The following is an 18,312-nucleotide window of genomic DNA, read 5'->3' on the forward strand; positions in this document are numbered from 1 at the left end:
ATCCATATTGCTTTAAAACTAAGAAGAAAATAACAATTATCGACTCCAGTTTTAGTATAGCATGTAATAATAAATAATTTTATGTAATGTTGCATATATATAGATTAAAGAATGTTTATTCGTATATATTTTAGTTGTCTGTTATTTCTTTTAATTCATTTACTTATATTATTTTTTGAGCGCTCCAGTAATGGGGCCTTTTTTTAGTTATTATTCATGCAGTTCGATTGCTTTACATTGAAATTTTTATGATAGTTTTATTAAGAAATAGATTCATATCTTTTAGGGCAGAAATGAGAACTACTCAAATGCGGAATGATATACTTGAGTGGTTTTGTGTATGTAATATTATTTATAAAAGTTTACAACAATATAAATATATGACCTTTTACTTTTCTCCTATATCATATATGATATAGTCTGGGACGCCACTGCACTTATGTATATTTAGGAGAACTAGAATGAATAGGAATGATTACACTCAAAGGTTACTATTTAACGAACCTATTGTTTGAATATAAATCTAGTGTATTTAATATTCGGAAGATAGAATGTATAAAACAAGAGAGAAGTTAATTTTACTAATGCATTGTAGTAAGTTTCCGAAAAATCTGTTCTTTAATTTTGGTGGTATCAGATGCATGAAATGAATGTTCTATTTCATAAATCTGGAAGTGAAAAAATCATGTATAGGGGAGGAAGGTATTACTACTAATCTAGTAAAATATACCGTAATAACTATGACAAGAAATCTAGGAAAATACGTAATTACTTTAACAACAGGACTAACTTTATTATCAACTGTGCCATTAACAACTTTAGCAGAAGAGAGTGTTAATCAACCGAATCAATTGTCAATTGCAGACGGAGAAAAAGACGCACATGTTCATGGTGATATAGAGACCGTTAAAGAAGCTAAGACAGGAAAAGTCACGGAAGCGGAAGCTTTAAAAAATATTGAAAATGCGTTTAAAGATGTAGATGGTAAAGGAGATGGAAGCTCTCGCTCTATGCAACCCAAAATGCGTAGTTCTAACCGTATAGGGTATTCAGCAGCAGATCCATCAGCAACGAAGAAAAGTGGAACAATTAGTGGAATTCCGTTTGTAGAGTGGATTATACCAGCTGGTAACACAGATATTCGACCTGCAAACCCAATGAAAGCAAAGTATATTACGATTCATGAAACAGCAAATACGGCACCGGGTGCGAATGCTGAGAGTCATGCAAAGTATTTATACAATCAAGCAACAAGCGGTACTGTTAGAACGGCTTCTTGGCATTTTACTGTAGATGATAAAGAAATTTATCAGCATCTACCAACAAATGAAAATGGCTGGCATGCAGGTGATGGTGGTACAGGTACAGGAAACAGAGAATCAATCGGTATTGAGATAGCGGTTAATCAAGATGGCGACTATAATAAAGCGGTAGAAAACGCGAAAAAATTAGTAGCGCATTTAATGAAACAAGAAGGAATCAGCGCGAGTAATTTACGACGCCATGAACAATGGAGTGGAAAGAAGTGCCCTGATATTATTATCACAAGGGGGACTTGGAATTCATTTGTAGAAGGCGCTAATGGATATCTGAATGGGGGTACTGGAACGAATCCTCCGTTAGTAGACGAAAAAGAAGATGTAGATGGTAACGAAACAAACCCAGCTGAGCCAAATATTGAGTTAGAAATCACTGGTACAAGCGTGAATGTTCGTAGTGGTGCAGGAGTGAATTATGGAGTTGTCCGCATTGCTAAGAAGGGTGAAAAATACAAAGTGTTATCTATTAAAGATGGCTGGTATGAAATCAAGAAAGGTGAGTGGGTGAAATACGATCCAAGCTGGAGTAAGCTCACTAACAATGCTCAAGATAAAGACCCTAATACAACAAAAGAAGGTTGGGTATTTAAAAATAACAATTGGTATTATACAAACAGTGATGGCAAAATGGCTACTGGCTGGAAAAATGTTGGTGGTGCATGGTATTACTTAAATAGTAGTGGTGCAATGGTAACAGGTTGGCAATCAATCGGTGGTGCATGGTATTACTTAAATAGTAGTGGTGCAATGGTAACGGGTTGGCAATCAATCGGTGGTGCATGGTATTACTTAAATAGTAGTGGTGCAATGGTAACGGGTTGGCAATCAATCGGTGGTGCATGGTATTACTTACATAGTGAAGGTGCAATGGTAACGGGTTGGCAATCAATAGGTGGTAAATGGTATTACTTAAATAGTAGTGGTGCAATGTTAACGGGCTGGCAATCAATAGGTGGTAAATGGTATTACTTAAATGGTGAAGGTGCAATGTTAACGGGCTGGCAATCAATAGGTGGTAAATGGTACTACTTAAATGGTGAAGGTGCAATGTTAACAGGTTGGCAATCAATAGGTGGTAAATGGTACTACTTAAACGGTGAAGGTGCAATGTTAACAGGCTGGCAATCAATAGGTGGTAAATGGTACTACTTAAATGGTGAAGGTGCAATGTTAACGGGTTGGCAATCAATTGGTGGTAACAAATACTATTTTGACCAATCGGGTAGTTGGATTGAAGGGAAACTCTAAATAAGTATAGGTCGATAAGGGAACTTGAAAGATAGTCGAGCTCAAGTTTGATATATTTTGTGTATAAAAGAGATAACTTCTATGAAAAAATAATGAATAGAATGTAAATAAAAAAGACACTGTAAAGTGTCTTTTTTATTTAAGTTATGCGCATTGCTTAATAAGACGTTAGTTCCTCAGTCTGACTATGAGTAACTATGTAGGGTGATTTAATTATAACATTTTAACCAGTAATGGGTCTATATGGAATTTTATCGATAATTTTGTTTGATTATTCAGAATGATACATGTGGTAAAATATATATATTACCTATAGTAATTGTAAAATATAATGATGTATATAACTAGCCTTGTAATGAATTTCTATTATATTTAAGATTGAAATATAATAGAAAAGTACAAAGAAGGGGCTGTGGAATATGGGCGCTTGGGGAACTGGGTTATTTGATGATGATACAACTTGTGATGTGAAAGAACAGTTTATTGAGTACTTAGAAGAAGATAATAGTGTAGAAGAAGCAACTAAGCTCATTTTAGAAGAGTATTTAGATGAGTTTGATATAGATGAAGATTTAGAGGTTATGTCTTTAGTATATATTGGTCTTGCGGCAATACAATTGGAGAAAGGGTGTCTTCAGGATGAGGTTCGCAACAATGCGATTGCATTAATTGAGCGAGGGGCTGATCTTGAGCTTTGGGAAGAAGCTGATGCAGAAGATTATGAAGAGAGAAAGAAAGTTTTAAATACATTAAAACAACAGCTGATAAACTATTAGTATATCGAAAAAGGAAAAATACTTTTTGAAATGCTTAGTCTTTGTTTTCTCTTGTAAAAAAATGTTCAATAATTTATCATTGCAAACGCTTACTTGTTGTGTATAATAAAAGTAAGTTAATAAGTAAAAGGATTGTTACTGTTCGGCAGGCAAAACCTAAATTGATCTAGAGGCTACGGGTGTAGTGTAGCTTTTGGAATCAGTTTAGGTTTTTTTATTACCTTTTGTGACTTTAAGAAGAAGAAGGCGGAACAATATGAGAATCCATAAAATCTTAAATAACAATGTTGTTTGTACGATGAAGGATAATGAGACAGAAGTTGTACTTATGGGCAGAGGTTTGGGGTTTCAGAAAAAAGTAGGCGATGCGATTGATGAATCTAAGATAGAAAAGACCTTTGTACTAGAAACAAGAGAATTATCAGAGAAACTCGCTAGGTTACTAACTGAAATTCCTGTAGAAAATTTAGAGATTACAGAGAGAATTATTCAGTTTGCTAAGACAGTTTTGCCGGGGACTTTAAGTGATTATATTTATCTTACATTAACGGATCACTTAAGTTTCGCCTTAACTCGGCATAAAGAAGGAATGGATCTGAAAAATACTTTGCTTTGGGAGATTAAGAGATTTTATCAGAAAGAGTTTGAAATTGGTCTACAAGCTTTGAACATAATTGAAGAGGAGACTGGCTTTAGACTTTCTGAAGATGAAGCAGGGTCAATTGCCTTGCATTTCGTGAATGCGCAGCAAGGAGAGCCGGCAATGCAGCAAACGGTGGCGATGACGAAAATCGTCCAAGATATTTTAAATGTTGTAAAGTACCACTATAAGATGAACTTAGATGAAAATTCATTTAATTATAGTCGGTTCGTAACGCATTTACGATACTTTGCCCAGCGTTTAATGCAGAAGGAATTGCATTCGGCAGAGGATGATTTTTTATACGAGCAAGTGAAAAGTAAGTATGAAGAGGCATATTGTTGTACAGAAAAAATTGAAGCATACTTACAAAAAGCACATAATAGTCATCTTTCAAAAGATGAAAAAGTGTACGTAACGTTGCACATTCATCGTGTAACGAAACGCAATGAATTATGTAATTGAATAAACGGGATTGTTACTGTTTGGCAGGCAAAACCTAAATTGACTTGTAATGGAGTGATTCGTATGTATCACGTCGTTACGGTTAGTTTAGGTTTTTTCTTTTACCCACCTCAAAATTCGGCTGAGGCCAAGAAGTTATGTGGGAGTCGGGCTGCCGTAAATGCCCGATTGGTGAAGGCTAGTAATCAGTGGGGGATGAATACCCCCACTGATTACAGTTTCACTTTATAAAAATGATAAATGGGATGATTGTAGGGAGGAGAAATAACTATGAAGTATGAAAAATTAGCAAAGGACATACTGAAACATGTTGGCGGGAGAGAAAATATAAATAGCGTTGTACATTGTATAACTCGCTTACGATTTCAGTTAAAAGATGAGGGGAAAGCAAATACAGAAGTACTGAAAAGTATGGAAGATGTTGTGACTGTTATGAAAAGTGGCGGACAATATCAAGTTGTAATTGGTAACCATGTATCCGACGTATATAAAGCGGTTATTGCTGCTGGAGGGTTTCAAGAAACAGAGGAAGAAAGTGCGAGTGAGAAGAAAAAGAGTAGTCTTATAGATATTCTTTCTAGCATTTTCACTCCCATTTTAGGAGTACTAGCTGCAACTGGGATGATTAAAGGATTTAATGCACTATTTGTAGCGCTAGGCTGGTTAAGTACGCAGTCAGGAACGTATCAAATATTAAATGCAGTTGGCGATTCATTATTTTATTTCTTCCCAATCTTCTTAGGATATACAGCAAGTAAGAAATTTGGAGGATCACCATTCATTGGTATGGCAATTGGGGGAGCGTTAGTGTATCCGGCTCTATCCGGTTTAAAAGCAAGTGAGCCATTATATACGCTATTTGCAGGAACGATGTTTGAATCACCAATTCATATTACGTTTTTAGGAATTCCAGTTATTTTAATGAACTATGCATCATCTGTTATTCCAATTATTCTTGCTACTTATTTTGGAGCGAAAGTAGAAAAGTCTTTAAAGAAAGTCATTCCAGATGTTGTGAAAACATTTGTACTACCATTCTTAACGTTACTAATCGTTGTACCAGTTACATTTCTTGTTATTGGTCCGATTGCGACGTGGGCAGGTCAATTTTTAGGACAGGCTACACTTTGGGTTTATCATTTAAGTCCATTAGTAGCAGGGATAGTACTTGGTGCTTTCTGGCAAGTGCTCGTTATTTTCGGACTTCATTGGGGAATTGTCCCGATTGGTTATAACAATTTAGCAGTGCACGGTATTGATCCTATATTAGCGCTTATATTCGCTACTTCATTTGCTCAAATTGGGGCTGTTCTTGGAGTTTGGATGAAAACGAAAGATCGGAAATTAAAAACACTTAGTATTCCAGCTTTTATTTCGGGTATTTTCGGTGTTACAGAGCCGGCGATTTATGGTGTTACACTTCCTCTTAAAAAACCGTTTATTATGAGTTGTATTGCGGGAGGAATTGGCGGCGGAATACTTGGCGTATTCGGTACGCAAGCTTATATGACAGGTGGACTTGGTATATTTGCGCTTCCAACATTCATTAGTCCGAAAGAAGGGATTACAGCTGGATTTTGGGGCGCGATTATTGCGATGGTTGTCTCTTTAATAGTAGGTTTTGTTCTTACTTATTTATTTGGTTTTACTAAAAAGAAAGATTCTACAGAATCAGCTGAAACAATTGATAAAATTGCTGCATCAAACGATGATGAGGCAATTCTGAGTCCATTTCATGGCGCCGTTATGCCACTTCAAAATATTGACGATGCTGCATTTGCATCAGGTGCGTTAGGTGAAGGGGTTGCGATTGAGCCTTCAGAAGGAAAGTTATTTTCACCAGTTTCAGGTACGATTTCTGCACTTTTCCCGACGAATCATGCAGTAGGAATTACGGCGGATTCAGGTGCTGAAATTTTAATCCATATTGGAATGGATACTGTGAAATTAAATGGCGAATTTTTCTCCTCTCATATTGAACAAGGAGCGAGAGTAGAAAAAGGGCAATTACTTATTGAGTTTAATATAGCTGAAATTCAAAAGGCGGGTTATGTTGTGACAACACCAGTTGTTGTTACAAATTATAATAAATATAGTATTAAAAAAACTGAAGTAGAAAAGATTCAAGCTGGAGATTCCTTACTAGAGTTAGGAGTTAAATAGTAGTTACATTTCATACAGGTTCACACGAAGAAAGGTATTCTTTAAAACTTACAATGCCTTTCCTCGTTAATTCTTATATAAAGGAGTTTTTCTATATGTCTAAAGTTATTTTTCCTAAAGGATTTTTATGGGGTGGAGCAATCGCAGCCAATCAAGTTGAAGGAGCATATTTAGAAGATGGAAAAGGATTGACGGTAGTTGATCTATTGCCAACTGGTGAAAAACGTTGGGATATTATGAAGGGGAATATTCATTCCTTTACACCGGCAGAAGGGGAGTTTTATCCATCACACGAAGCGATTGATTTTTATCATCGTTATAAAGAAGATATCGCGCTGTTTGCAGAAATGGGATTTAAAGCGCTACGTGTATCTATCGCTTGGACACGTATTTTCCCAAATGGTGAAGATGAAAAGCCGAATGAAGCAGGATTACAGTTTTATGATAATTTATTTGATGAACTGTTAAAGCAGGGCATTGAACCAGTCGTTACGATGGCTCATTTTGATGTTCCTATTCATTTAGTAGAAAAGTATGGAAGCTGGAGAAGTAGAAAACTTGTCACTTTCTTTGAGACGTATGCAAAAACGATTTTTAATAGATATAAAGATAAAGTGAAATATTGGATGACATTTAACGAAATTAATATGCTTTTACATTTACCTTTCATGGGTGCAGGGCTAGCATTTAAAGAAGGTGAGAACAAAAAACAAATTCAGTATCAAGCAGCGCATCACCAACTTGTCGCAAGTGCGTTAGCTGTAAAAGCGTGTCATGAAATGATTCCAGACGCAAAAATCGGTTGTATGCTTGCTGCTGGTGCAACGTATCCATACACATGTAATCCAGACGATGTTTTTCGTGCGATGGAACAAGACCGTGAATCATTCTTCTTCATTGATGTACAAGCAAGAGGACAATATCCTGGATACGCAAAACGCTTCTTTAAAGATAACAATGTAACAATTGAAATGGAAAAAGAAGACGAGGAGATTTTAAAAGAGCATACAGTTGATTATATTGGATTTAGCTACTATTCAAGCCGAGCAACAAGTACAGATCCAGAAGTGTTAAAAAGCATAACGAGCGGGAATGTATTCGGTTCTGTTGAAAATCCATATTTGGAAAAATCAGAGTGGGGATGGACGATTGATCCGAAAGGCTTCCGTATTACAGCGAACCAACTTTACGATCGTTACCAAAAACCTTTATTTGTTGTTGAAAATGGTCTCGGTGCAATCGATCAATTAAATGGTGAAGACGAAGTGAATGATGAATACCGTATTGATTACTTGCAAAAACATATGATCGAAATGTCAGAAGCAATTCAAGATGGAGTAGATATTATCGGGTATACAAGCTGGGGCCCAATTGACCTTGTAAGTGCTTCTACTGGAGAAATGAAAAAACGTTATGGATATATATACGTTGATAAAGATAATGAAGGAAAAGGTTCATTAAAAAGATCGAAGAAAAACAGTTTCAATTGGTATAAAGAAGTAATTGAGACGAATGGTGAGAGTTTGGAGTCTTAAGTATGGAAAGGAGACATCTTAAATGATGTCTTCTTTTTTCATTGTAAATAAAGGATAGAGCTATATTTCCCTTTACACGAACATAACGGTATTATATAGTTAAGTTAAGTGAACTTAACTATATAACGAAACGAAATAACAGCATGGAGGAAGAATGCTATGACTAGATCGTATAAAGAAGTAATTAATGAAATGAACCGGGCTTATAATGAATTTTACATTTTACTATTTCAGGAGCTAAAAGATGAGTACGGTCTTACAGGACAGCAAGAGAGCATGCTATTTCATATTAATTTAAATGAAAATACGACAGCGAATCACATTGCGACTACTTTTAATATATCGAAAAGTGCTGTGAGCCAAGTTTTATCGAAATTGGAAAAACAGAAGATGATTTCGAAACAAGTAAACCCTAATAATAAACGGGAGTATTTCCTTACACTTGGTCCAAACGGTAGTAAGTATATAGAGCGGTTGTCTGATTTAGATGATGTATTAATTGAGAAGTACTTTTCGAAAATCGATATACATGCTTTAGAGCAAATGACCGATACGTTAACGAAAATAAATAAAGTTATATTAGAAGAAAAACAGAAGGATCTTGATTGTAATGAGTAAGAACGTAGATGAAGCAATTAGTAGAAAGGAGGAGAAGCATGTTATGAGTTACATACCAAATATGATTACGATAGCAAATTTTGTATGTGGGCTTTTGGCTATTTACGCTGTTTTCGTTCACGATATTTATTTAGGAGCAGTTTTTATTATTACAGGTATGTTATTTGATTTTTTTGATGGTATGGTCGCTCGGAAACTTGATGCTGTTTCGGAAATTGGCGGAGAGTTGGACTCGTTTGCGGATTTAGTTACCTTTGGTGTGGCACCGTCTCTTCTTGCATATAGTGTCGCATTGAAAGAATTACAGTCTATCGGGATGATATGTGCGCTTGCTTACAGTATTTGTGGCATGCTTCGGCTTGCGAGATTTAACACGCAGCAAAGCAAACTCCCGACATTTATCGGAATGCCAATACCATTCGCGGCAATGTGTCTCCTCATTTTATGCTTTTTGAATAATCCAGTTTCCGTGGCGTTTGGCACATGCGTACTCGCTTATTTAATGGTGAGCAAAATCAAATTTCCTCATTTTAAAAAAGATATATCGGAAAGCTTGAACTCCGAAAGATGGGACTAATGAGAAAGGTAAGGAGCATTGCATGATTCGTATGGCATTAAGATCATTCAATATACAAATGTATTGTTTGCTAGGGGTGATGGTATTAGGATGGCTTATGACACCTTTTTCAGCCCAGTTTGTAGGGGGGGGCATTGGTCTTTTAGTGAGTATGTATTGCGCCTGGATTTTAGGAAGGCGTATTGAAAAGTTCGGAGACAGCATTGTGAAAAAAGAAAAAGCGCCGATGCTTGGAATGATAAATCGGTTTGCAGCCGCAATACTCGGCGCGATTATTATGTATGAAATTGAACATCATGATTTCATGTGGACATTTGCTGCTGGAATTATGGGTGGGTATTTCTTAATTATTATTAATTTAGGATATTACAGCATGAAAGATGTGAAGGAATAAAGAGTTGTGTGAATCACTAATTTGGATGACTTACATGTATAAACGTAAAAGCTTTCCTTTATGGAGAGCTTTTTTATTATAAAGAAAAGACACCCTGAGGTGCCTTTCTCCGACTTGAACCATTTTCATTTCATACGAATCTATCCGTATTACCCCTTTGTTATAAATGTAAACACACCCTATAAAACAGAATTGTTTATATACATCAGATTGTTAGTTCATAAAATAAAAGAGATTTGAGATCAGTATCGGAGTAACGCCACATCCCCTATAATGATTGATATGTTACGCCTGTCAAAAGAATCTGCTTTATAGAATATGTCCACAATTTATATTTTACTATATTTAATATTCATTAAGTGTATCTTTTCACTAATATGTATAATTACATAAAGTTTACGGGGAAAAGAGAGTATACTTTAATATTGTGTAATAAAGATAAAGGCCACCTACGGAAATAGGGGGCCTTTTAACGTAAAAAGAAAAGACACCCATATATGAGTGTCTTTTCCGATAGTTTTTTAGCAGAAGCAAGAAGCTCCAACGATGATTAATAAAATAAATAATACAACTAATAAAGCAAAGCCTCCAGAAAATCCACAGCCGCCACAACTACCACCAAATCCCATAATAGTTCCTCCTTTTAATAAGAGGGGAAAACAAAAGGTCACTCATGCATTTTAACGGATTCAAATTACTTTATGTTTTTTACGCAATAATTGAGCAGGTCCTTTTGAAAATAAAAAAAGACACTCTAAGGTAACTTTGTCCAACTTGAACTACTTTCATTTTAATAATATCGTTGTAAGTTTAAAAACTATAGAGATTTTTCCTGTGGGCTTTGTAAGTAGTTTTTACGAGATTATGAGTGTTTTTTATTTTGTATTTCAATCAACTCATCTTTAGTCATTTGTATATAATGTTCTTTTTCTGTTAGTTCAAATATAAATAATGCTTTTTTCATGTTATTCACAACATCTTCTTCATCATGTTGTTTAATCTTTAATAAATACTGACCTTTTAAATAGAATAGTTCACCTAATAGGTATAAAGTGTTTAGATTAATAGCTAATTTGATGCCCTTATCAAGGTGTTTTATTGCTTCTTCATGTTGATAGGTGAAGTCTAAACATTTTGCTAAATTTAAAATAATTTTTAATTTAATTTCTTTATCTCTAGGAAAATCTAACTTATTAAAATTAGTTAAACATTTTTTTAACATATTAATACTTTTTTCGTATTCTTTGTTTTCCGCATACAATATAGCAGTTGATTGCATAATATCTATTTCTCTTTCTGATAAACAATCAACATTGGTTAAAGTTAGTTTTAATGCATTATTAAGAAGAGTTAAAGCCGCTTTTGTTGAGTTATTCACACGATATATAGCAATTGCTTCATACCATATTAGAAATTGTTTATCTTCTGTTAATTGGAAATTGTTTTCGTTTTTCTCTTTTTTTACTATTTCATAAAGTTCTTTATATTGTTTTTGCTTTACACAATCTCTCATTACATATTTTACATTTTTTACGTATTTTAATTTTTTGTTTTGAGTTAGTGCAAATATATTATTTGGATCAACACCAAGTCTTTCTGATAATTGATATAACAATATGCTAGATGGATAAATCATACCTTTTTCTATCTTGCTAATTTGACTTTGTGAACATATGCCATGACATAATTCGGATTGTGATATATTTTTTTTAATTCGAAGTTCTTTAATGGTAATACCCAAATCACAAAATTCCATTTTTCCCCCTACTATTTAGCGCTTTATTAGTATAATAATATTCTCCATCCTTAATGTAATGTAAAATTAATATAGTTGCAATTATTGTTTTTTAAGGCCTTTTTATAAAATTTCATTATAAAAGGCTCCTTCTTCCGAATCGAACCATCATGCATAAGTATAAAATTACATAAAACCCACCTACGGAAATAGATGGGCCTTACTATTAGGTGTTACTCCTTCATTGTACAGAAGGGAATTTGCTAGCATATCCTTAAAGTTCTTACATTGAGAAATAAAGAAAAGACACCCTGAGGTGCCTTTCTTCGACTTGAACCATCTTAATTTTAATAATATTGGGATTCTCATCCCAATATTATTTTACCATGTTAAGTTATTTTATTCATTGAGAAATATGTTTCAAATATATATTTTATTGGGATTTTTTTATATAAGAGGCTATATTTAAACTATATGTAAGTTTTTTAATAATAATATCTTATGAAATTCTGTTTCTCCCCTTTAAATGTAACAATTTATGAGTATAAGAATATTTTTCAACTTTTAATATAATGTAAAATTAGTATGGAACTTATTTTATGAAAAAACGTTAACCGAAAGAGAGTTTGAATTGGCTATTTGAAGAAATTAATAATATCATGTGTGTTGGCTACATTCTGTCTAAATATGGTAGGATGTTCTAATAGTATGGGTACACTAAGGGATAAGTCTAAAAATTCAACAACTGTGAAGTGTGAACGTATCAACAAAGCGTGGTACAAACATATGTAATAGTTTAAAGAGATTTGAAACGGTTGATGTTAAAGGGCATAAGGAAAAATTAATTAGGCCGATAGTAGATGCTGATAATTGGAATAATGATAGTACTTAGAAATCCAATGAAAGCTTTTCTATTCATATTGTTTATTCCTCTCTTTTGTTGATCTACATAGTAAAAGCACTCATCTGAGTGCTATCACTTACTTCACTACTTTGTTCATAATCCCCTTATAAAGGTAATGTGAACTTTAAAAATGTTTATTGTAGATTTTTTGTTTTCATCTGTTCTTCATAAACAAACTTAGCTGTCATAAAATCGTTAGGAAAATCTTTTAATGCGTTTTTCATCATGTTCAATTCTTCTTGTGATTTTATTTCAATGCCATATAAGAAATCGTACGCTTTCGTTTGCTCACTAGCAACAAAGTTTTGAGTCATGTAATCATCTTTGAAGTATTGCTTCGCTTTTTCCTTCACTGGATTTGCAAATGAACCTGTAGATTGTTGTTGTTTAACTTCTTCTTTCTTTTCCGGTTGAGCAGCAGGTTGTTGCGTTTCGCGCTTTTATTCTTCTTTTTTAGGTTGTTCTTTCTTTGCTAATTCTTCTTTTAATCTTTTCACTTCAGCATCTAGCGTTTTATTTTGCGTTTCCAATAGTGATATATCCCCTTTTAATTTATCCCGCTATTTGTGGGGCTGCCCGTAAACGCCCGATTGGTGAAGGCTAATAATCAGTGGGGATGAACAAAACCCCCACTGATTAAAGTTTCACTTTATCAATCTCTTTAGATTTATCATCAGTTTCTTTATAAACGATATCTAATAGTATGTTGATCTTTCACATGAAAATTTAGAGCTAATACCATTCCTGTTATGATTAGCAAAATGAAGATACAGTTGATACTCCAAATACAGCCAACGGTCGTAGAAATGGTCTTTTAACATATTAATCCCCCCCCCTCAAGTATGGAACGATATACTTGAGGGGGGATGGGTGATTACAATCATGCTATTAATAAGAACCCCATAAATGATAAACCATTCCACTAACAAAAAACACTAATCCTAAAACCAAAACAATTATAGCAAGTATTCCATTTTGATTATGCTCCATAAAGTAGCTCCTTTGAGATTTATTTTTAACCCGCATTAACTGCCTGTAAAAGCCTGATTAAAGTTTCACTTTATATACAAAAAAGCCTTTAGTCGTAATTATGGCTAAAGGCTTTGAGCATTATACTTTTTAGTTTGGAAAATCTTATAAGAAGAATAACCTGTATGTTATATAGAGAAGAATTTATAATATTTTTATCAAATTTGGAACTGTAATGTACTAGCTTGATAATGAAGCTGGACTATTGGAATTGAAAAATTTTAGTTTTATTATAACTAATAGAAAGGAAAGTAGTGTGAATAGAAATCCACTCCAAATAAGCTGGTGAATACCTAAGTTTGAAATGAACCAGCCTCCAATAGTTGTTCCTAAAGTAATTCCGAGATTTGAGAATGAAACGAATAGGCTATTACCAAATTCAGGTGCTTCTTTTGCTTCACTTATTAACCATGTTTGACCAACAATTAATCCGCCAGCATGCACGATTCCCCAAATGAATACTATAAAAATCATTGGAACAAGGTAGGAACCTAAATAATAAACTAATATGTAAACGATAGAATATAAAATAGGGAAGGATAGTACTGTATTTACTATACTTTTTTGCAGGAGACTACCAAATAAATGATTACCTAAAATCATAACTATACCAAATATGAATAGCATAATACTGATGAGAGATCCATTCATGGAAGTTACTGTTGCAAGGTATTCAGCGAAGTAGCTGTATACGGAAAACATGGCTGCAAAAAGGAATGTGACGGTTAAAATATTTAACCATAATCCTGGTTTGCCGAGTATACGAATTTGTTTGCCGAAAGACATTTTTTCTGTAACAGGCATAGAAGGAAGGTAGATTAGTATTCCAATGAATGCAAGAGTGTTAACGAATGCTCCGAATAAGAAAGCAATTTCTAGTGAAAATTGGTCTGCAAGGTAAGAGGTTAATGGTACGCCTAGAGCAAAACCAACTGTAATTCCCATGAAAACTTTTGTAACGGCTTGACCACTTTTCTCAGGAGGGACAAGTTTAGCAGCTGTTACAAGAGCGATTGAAAAGAAGAGTGGATGAAGTGCAGCCGGTAAAATACGAAAAATAAGCATGATTTCAAATTGTGTTGTATAAGCGTAGATTATATTTGAAATAACAAATGTAAAAATTGCTGTTAATAAAATTATTTTGCGATTAATCCCAGAGACGAGCAAAATTAGAAACGGACCAGAAATAGCAACAACTAGTGCGAATATACTTACTAAAAATCCTGCTTGTGCAGTTGAAATGCCGAATTTCTGAGTGATTTGTGGTAATACACCGACAATACCCATTTCGGTAGTAATAATTCCGAACACACCTATTGCGAGTGTCAGAATAAGTAAAGGATTTACTTTTTTCATTTATAAAACTCTCCATTCGTACTAGTATTTTGAAAGTAAATTCATTAACAAAGAAGCATTATTGCAAGCATGATTGGATGTCAATATTATTAGGACTATGTAATTTGAAATACAATAACAGATATCTAAATAATTAGATATGATGTGTTAAAAAAATTTCTCCTTTCCGTGTTTCTTGCTTTTATAGGTAGTGCAATTTTATAAAAAAGCAGAATGTGTGAAGGCTAATAATCAATTGGTATGTTAATTGATTATTAGCTTTCACTTTATAATTCGTTTTGGACGTATTCAGAAAACTCTTGTATTGTTTTTTCATTTCGACGATAGTAAGTCCATTTTCCAATTCGGTCAGAGTCTAGTAGTCCTGCCTTTTTCATAGTTAATAAATAACTAGAAATAACCGATTGGGCTAAACCAGTTTTAAGCTGGATATCTCCTACACATACTCCAACTTGAAAGTTAAGGCCTTGCTCTAGATAAGGTTTTTCATCGAAATAGTTTTCTGGATTTTTCAACCATGATAAAATTTGACATCTTGTTTCATTTGACAATGCTTTATAAATTAATAAAGGTTCCATAAGGAAATTATATCTACTTTTACAGATTTGTAAATGGGTTTTGGTGATTTTAAGGGAAGAAGGTATAGTTGATCCCTTTGAATAGGCATAAGGTGTTCTTGATCTGTACTCTTTGTAAAGGACATTCTAAAAAAAGTTAGGTAACCTAAAAAAGATGATTTCTGTATGCAAACAGGAGTCATCTTCTTTAAATTCTATTGATAGCAAGAGTGATTATAGTACGTCATATATTTCTTAATTTCATGTTTTAACTGAACAAACGATTCACATGATTTTATATATGTTTCATCGATTAAAGTACTACGAGGATTACGTGCAAAAATGATAATCTTGTTACGTTCAAGCATGTTGTTGCCTAGCTATCAATGGCGGATTCCTAAGAAGAGTAATAATAAAACCCAACTAAAGATTTAAGAAAAATTTTATGTTTCCCCCACTTTTTATTTTAGAAGTTTTTCCTATCCTATAAATGAGTTACATCATGAAGGAGACTAAAAACGACAAAGTCATAGATGAAAATGTAAAGTTAGGGGATTCTGCATGCATACAGAAGTTTTGATGAGTTATTTGTATACTTATTTCTTTACTATTATTTTTTGTATTGTATTTCAAATTGGATTTTATTTTAAAACGAAAAGAACTATATCTATTTGGCATTTTCTATGGGTGTATGTTTTTCTGTTTTACCTTTCGCTAGTGTATGGGGTGACGCAGATCGCGACTGTATGGGATATAAGTAGAAATGAAACGTGGATTCGTGTAAGTCAAATTAACTTGACTTTATTTGATACTGCAGGTAGTACTGCATACCTTTTGAACATTGTACTGTTTATGCCGTTAGGTTTTTTATTACCGACTATTTGGCCGCAGTTTAGAAAAATGAAAAATACTATATATGCGGGATTCTTTTTTTCACTTGCAATTGAGTTAAGTCAATTACTAAATAGTAGAATTACAGATATTGATGATGTATTTACGAATACTCTCGGGGCGATTATTGGGTATGTATTATATAGAGTTTTATTTAAACTGATAGATAAAAGAGAGGGGAAAAAGCTTGATACTAACACTTCTCTAGTTATACAATACGAAGCTGTTTTTTATTTGGTTTTCTCACTTGTAGGTGTGATGTTAATTTATTATCCTGGAGACCTGTAATCTTCCAATGAGATGATTACGAATTTATTTTTAACGCTCGTGCGATATTTCAATTTGTAAAAAAAGCCTTTAACTGGCTATAGCTAAAGGCTTTTATCATCATAATTTTAGTTACCAATTACCCACTCCAACATCCGCATTCAGCCACTTCACCCAATCCAAATCCTCTATCTTAAGCAAACTGAGCGAAACACCCTTCATATCTAAAGAAGTTAGCAGTGTACCGACTTTTACGAACTTCACTTGTAATTTCTCCAGCTCACATAAACGGCGAATATCATTTGCGAAAATGTATTGTTCCATTAGCGGAGTTGTGCCGAGTCCATTAACGAGGATGGCGAAGTTGTCACCTTTTCTCCAGCGGTAAATGCTTTTTAGTTTGTTCATTAGTTCGATTGCTAATATTTCAGAAGAGGATAGTGCTTCTTTACGGTAACCTTTTTCACCATGGATGCCGACGCCGTAAAACACTTCATCTTCGTTTAATGTGAATGAAGCTTTTCCTTTTACTGGATTGTTGGCAGGGGAAAGGGCAACTCCTAATGTGTGTAAGTTTTTGATGACAGCTTGCCCGATTGTTGTTAGTTCTTCTAAAGAATGTCCACTCTCAGCGGCCGCACCAAGTATTTTTTGAACGAAAACAGTGCCAGCGACGCCGCGTCTTCTTTTATTAAAAGAAGCATCATCTTCAATTGAAACGTCGTCATTTACGATGATGTGGTCAATTTGTCTTCCTTCTTCTTTGGCAATTTGCTTCGCCGCTAGAAAATTCTCAACATCATCTTTAAAGTTTTTAATGATGAATAAAATACTTTTATCCTTTGGTATAAGGTGAGTAGCTGCGACAATTTGTTCTACTGTAGGCGGAGTGAAAATACTGCCATTTACTGCCGCTGTAAGCATTCCTTTTCCTACATAACCAATATCAGCAGGTTCATGTCCGCTACCACCACCGCTTATAATAGCGACGTCTTGCTTCAGTTTGTCGATATCTTTTACATAAATGATGTTGTTTGTTTCGTCGTAATTTACTTTGTCGTTATGTTCAAAATAAAAGCCATGCAGCATATCTTGAACGATATGTTGTACATCATTCATAATCTTTTTCATTGCTTTTGCCACCCTTTAATTACTTTGCTGATTGCTCCAGTAATAGTAGTAATTGATTGTTGATCATATTTTTCATGAGAGAAGACATAATGGAAGGATCTACTTCGCATTTGCTTTCAATCCAATCTTTTATCGTTCCAACGAAGCCGTGACTATAAAAGGAGGCAATAGTATTTTTTGTCTCGTCAGAAAGGCTGAATCCACAGCTCACGGATAGTTCATCAATAATCTTCATATATAAGTTTTTCGTATGCTCAAATAAATAGTGATTAAACGAGTTTTGTTCAATGACTTTAAAAGCATTTCGGTAAAATTTTTGATTTTCATAAAAGTAATCAAATAATAAATCGAAAATGTTTTCCCACGTTTCATAGTCGAGAAAGTCGATAATGTTTTCTTTCGTTTCTTCTCTATAAATCCAGCTTAATAGTTCAAATTTATCTTTAAAATGATAATAAAAAGTTTGCCTACGCATTTGACAGTGTAACATAATATCGCTTACTGATATTTTATGAAACGACTCTGTTTCCATTAAATATTTCAATGAGTTCGCGATTATCTTTTTAGAAATTATAGAAGAGGTCATCTGAATCATCCCTAGAATGTAGTAATATAAAAATCCTATCTATAAATGAGAGCGGTGTCTTTAGACAGATTGTCCATTTTGTCCGTTTACTATAAAACGCTTTCATTTTAACATGGTTAGT

15 protein-coding genes and 2 pseudogenes are annotated in these 18,312 nt (G+C 33.9%); 9 read left to right on the forward strand and 8 right to left on the reverse strand.

Annotation, left to right across the window (positions count from 1 at the left end; translation table 11 throughout):
• Positions 1–740 precede the first annotated feature (740 nt).
• From F0362_RS05000 to F0362_RS05035, 8 genes are all read left to right on the forward strand, one after another.
• On the forward strand, positions 741–2,567 hold the full coding sequence (locus F0362_RS05000; RefSeq protein ID WP_088115775.1) for an N-acetylmuramoyl-L-alanine amidase: 1,827 nt from the start codon (positions 741–743) through the stop codon (positions 2,565–2,567).
• Positions 2,568–2,986: 419 nt separating this feature from the next.
• Positions 2,987–3,343, forward strand: coding sequence for a DUF4259 domain-containing protein (locus F0362_RS05005; protein ID WP_000501498.1), 357 nt, complete (start codon positions 2,987–2,989; stop codon positions 3,341–3,343).
• Between the two features lie 256 nt (positions 3,344–3,599).
• Complete coding sequence (licT, locus tag F0362_RS05010; protein ID WP_001219859.1) at positions 3,600–4,448, forward strand: BglG family transcription antiterminator LicT; 849 nt, start codon at positions 3,600–3,602, stop codon at positions 4,446–4,448.
• A 270-nt stretch (positions 4,449–4,718) separates the two neighbouring features.
• Positions 4,719–6,611: a beta-glucoside-specific PTS transporter subunit IIABC gene (locus F0362_RS05015; RefSeq protein WP_097880682.1), complete on the forward strand. Its 1,893-nt coding sequence runs from the start codon at positions 4,719–4,721 to the stop codon at positions 6,609–6,611.
• Between the two features lie 95 nt (positions 6,612–6,706).
• Positions 6,707–8,146 (forward strand): 6-phospho-beta-glucosidase, encoded by a 1,440-nt coding sequence (locus tag F0362_RS05020; RefSeq protein WP_000048730.1) that lies wholly within the window; start codon positions 6,707–6,709, stop codon positions 8,144–8,146.
• A gap of 159 nt (positions 8,147–8,305) precedes the next feature.
• Positions 8,306–8,764 carry a MarR family winged helix-turn-helix transcriptional regulator gene (locus F0362_RS05025; RefSeq protein ID WP_016090905.1) on the forward strand — a complete coding sequence of 153 codons (459 nt, stop codon included), beginning with the start codon at positions 8,306–8,308 and terminating at the stop codon, positions 8,762–8,764.
• Positions 8,757–9,341, forward strand: a complete 585-nt coding sequence (pssA, locus tag F0362_RS05030) for a CDP-diacylglycerol--serine O-phosphatidyltransferase (protein WP_139784042.1) — start codon at positions 8,757–8,759, stop codon at positions 9,339–9,341. Before F0362_RS05025 ends, pssA begins: the two co-directional genes overlap by 8 nt.
• A 22-nt stretch (positions 9,342–9,363) precedes the next feature.
• Positions 9,364–9,735, forward strand: a complete 372-nt coding sequence (locus F0362_RS05035; protein WP_000620620.1) for an ATP synthase subunit I — start codon at positions 9,364–9,366, stop codon at positions 9,733–9,735.
• 521 nt (positions 9,736–10,256) lie between these two features.
• On the opposite strand, the gene F0362_RS05040 is transcribed toward F0362_RS05035, so the two are convergent.
• From F0362_RS05040 to F0362_RS30810, 6 genes and pseudogenes are all read right to left on the reverse strand, one after another.
• Positions 10,257–10,364 carry a YjcZ family sporulation protein gene (locus F0362_RS05040; RefSeq protein WP_000505673.1) on the reverse strand — a complete coding sequence of 36 codons (108 nt, stop codon included), beginning with the start codon at positions 10,362–10,364 and terminating at the stop codon, positions 10,257–10,259.
• A 233-nt stretch (positions 10,365–10,597) separates the two neighbouring features.
• Complete coding sequence (locus F0362_RS05045) at positions 10,598–11,491, reverse strand: helix-turn-helix domain-containing protein (RefSeq protein ID WP_000393590.1); 894 nt, start codon at positions 11,489–11,491, stop codon at positions 10,598–10,600.
• Between the two features lie 1,017 nt (positions 11,492–12,508).
• Positions 12,509–12,928: pseudogene (locus F0362_RS30720) on the reverse strand (Branched-chain amino acid permease); the annotation flags it as partial.
• A gap of 655 nt (positions 12,929–13,583) precedes the next feature.
• Entirely contained in the window at positions 13,584–14,759 is a 1,176-nt protein-coding gene (locus F0362_RS05055; RefSeq protein WP_000757557.1) for an MFS transporter, read from the reverse strand.
• Positions 14,760–15,025: 266 nt separating this feature from the next.
• Positions 15,026–15,337 (reverse strand): ArsR/SmtB family transcription factor, encoded by a 312-nt coding sequence (locus F0362_RS05060; RefSeq protein WP_000433544.1) that lies wholly within the window; start codon positions 15,335–15,337, stop codon positions 15,026–15,028.
• 194 nt (positions 15,338–15,531) lie between these two features.
• A pseudogene (locus tag F0362_RS30810) lies at positions 15,532–15,633 on the reverse strand (TetR family transcriptional regulator); the annotation flags it as partial.
• A gap of 244 nt (positions 15,634–15,877) precedes the next feature.
• On the opposite strand from F0362_RS30810, the gene F0362_RS05070 reads away from it, so the two are divergent.
• The gene (locus tag F0362_RS05070) at positions 15,878–16,495 is read left to right on the forward strand and encodes a VanZ family protein (RefSeq protein ID WP_000556718.1); all 618 of its coding nucleotides are present in this window, start codon (positions 15,878–15,880) and stop codon (positions 16,493–16,495) included.
• Between the two features lie 111 nt (positions 16,496–16,606).
• Here the strand turns inward: F0362_RS05070 and dhaQ are convergent, their stop codons facing one another.
• Both dhaQ and dhaS read right to left on the reverse strand, forming a co-directional pair.
• Entirely contained in the window at positions 16,607–17,605 is a 999-nt protein-coding gene (gene dhaQ / locus F0362_RS05075; RefSeq protein ID WP_000723340.1) for a DhaKLM operon coactivator DhaQ, read from the reverse strand.
• Positions 17,606–17,624: 19 nt separating this feature from the next.
• Entirely contained in the window at positions 17,625–18,191 is a 567-nt protein-coding gene (dhaS, locus tag F0362_RS05080) for a dihydroxyacetone kinase transcriptional activator DhaS (RefSeq protein WP_000204220.1), read from the reverse strand.
• Positions 18,192–18,312: the final 121 nt, after the last annotated feature.

Source organism: Bacillus sp. BS98, from assembly GCF_008432245.1.
Lineage (GTDB): Bacteria > Bacillota > Bacilli > Bacillales > Bacillaceae_G > Bacillus_A > Bacillus_A toyonensis.

Coding starts and splice junctions, on each gene's coding strand:
- F0362_RS05000 (WP_088115775.1), top strand. CDS start 741: ATGACAAGAAATCTAGGAAAATACGTAATTACTTTAACAACAGGACTA.
- F0362_RS05015 (WP_097880682.1), top strand. CDS start 4,719: ATGAAGTATGAAAAATTAGCAAAGGACATACTGAAACATGTTGGCGGG.
- F0362_RS05020 (WP_000048730.1), top strand. CDS start 6,707: ATGTCTAAAGTTATTTTTCCTAAAGGATTTTTATGGGGTGGAGCAATC.
- F0362_RS05045 (WP_000393590.1), bottom strand. CDS start 11,491: ATGGAATTTTGTGATTTGGGTATTACCATTAAAGAACTTCGAATTAAA.
- F0362_RS05055 (WP_000757557.1), bottom strand. CDS start 14,759: ATGAAAAAAGTAAATCCTTTACTTATTCTGACACTCGCAATAGGTGTG.
- dhaQ (WP_000723340.1), bottom strand. CDS start 17,605: ATGAAAAAGATTATGAATGATGTACAACATATCGTTCAAGATATGCTG.
- F0362_RS05005 (WP_000501498.1), top strand. CDS start 2,987: ATGGGCGCTTGGGGAACTGGGTTATTTGATGATGATACAACTTGTGAT.
- F0362_RS05060 (WP_000433544.1), bottom strand. CDS start 15,337: ATGGAACCTTTATTAATTTATAAAGCATTGTCAAATGAAACAAGATGT.
- dhaS (WP_000204220.1), bottom strand. CDS start 18,191: ATGACCTCTTCTATAATTTCTAAAAAGATAATCGCGAACTCATTGAAA.
- pssA (WP_139784042.1), top strand. CDS start 8,757: ATGAGTAAGAACGTAGATGAAGCAATTAGTAGAAAGGAGGAGAAGCAT.
- F0362_RS05070 (WP_000556718.1), top strand. CDS start 15,878: ATGCATACAGAAGTTTTGATGAGTTATTTGTATACTTATTTCTTTACT.
- F0362_RS05040 (WP_000505673.1), bottom strand. CDS start 10,364: ATGGGATTTGGTGGTAGTTGTGGCGGCTGTGGATTTTCTGGAGGCTTT.
- F0362_RS05035 (WP_000620620.1), top strand. CDS start 9,364: ATGATTCGTATGGCATTAAGATCATTCAATATACAAATGTATTGTTTG.
- licT (WP_001219859.1), top strand. CDS start 3,600: ATGAGAATCCATAAAATCTTAAATAACAATGTTGTTTGTACGATGAAG.
- F0362_RS05025 (WP_016090905.1), top strand. CDS start 8,306: ATGACTAGATCGTATAAAGAAGTAATTAATGAAATGAACCGGGCTTAT.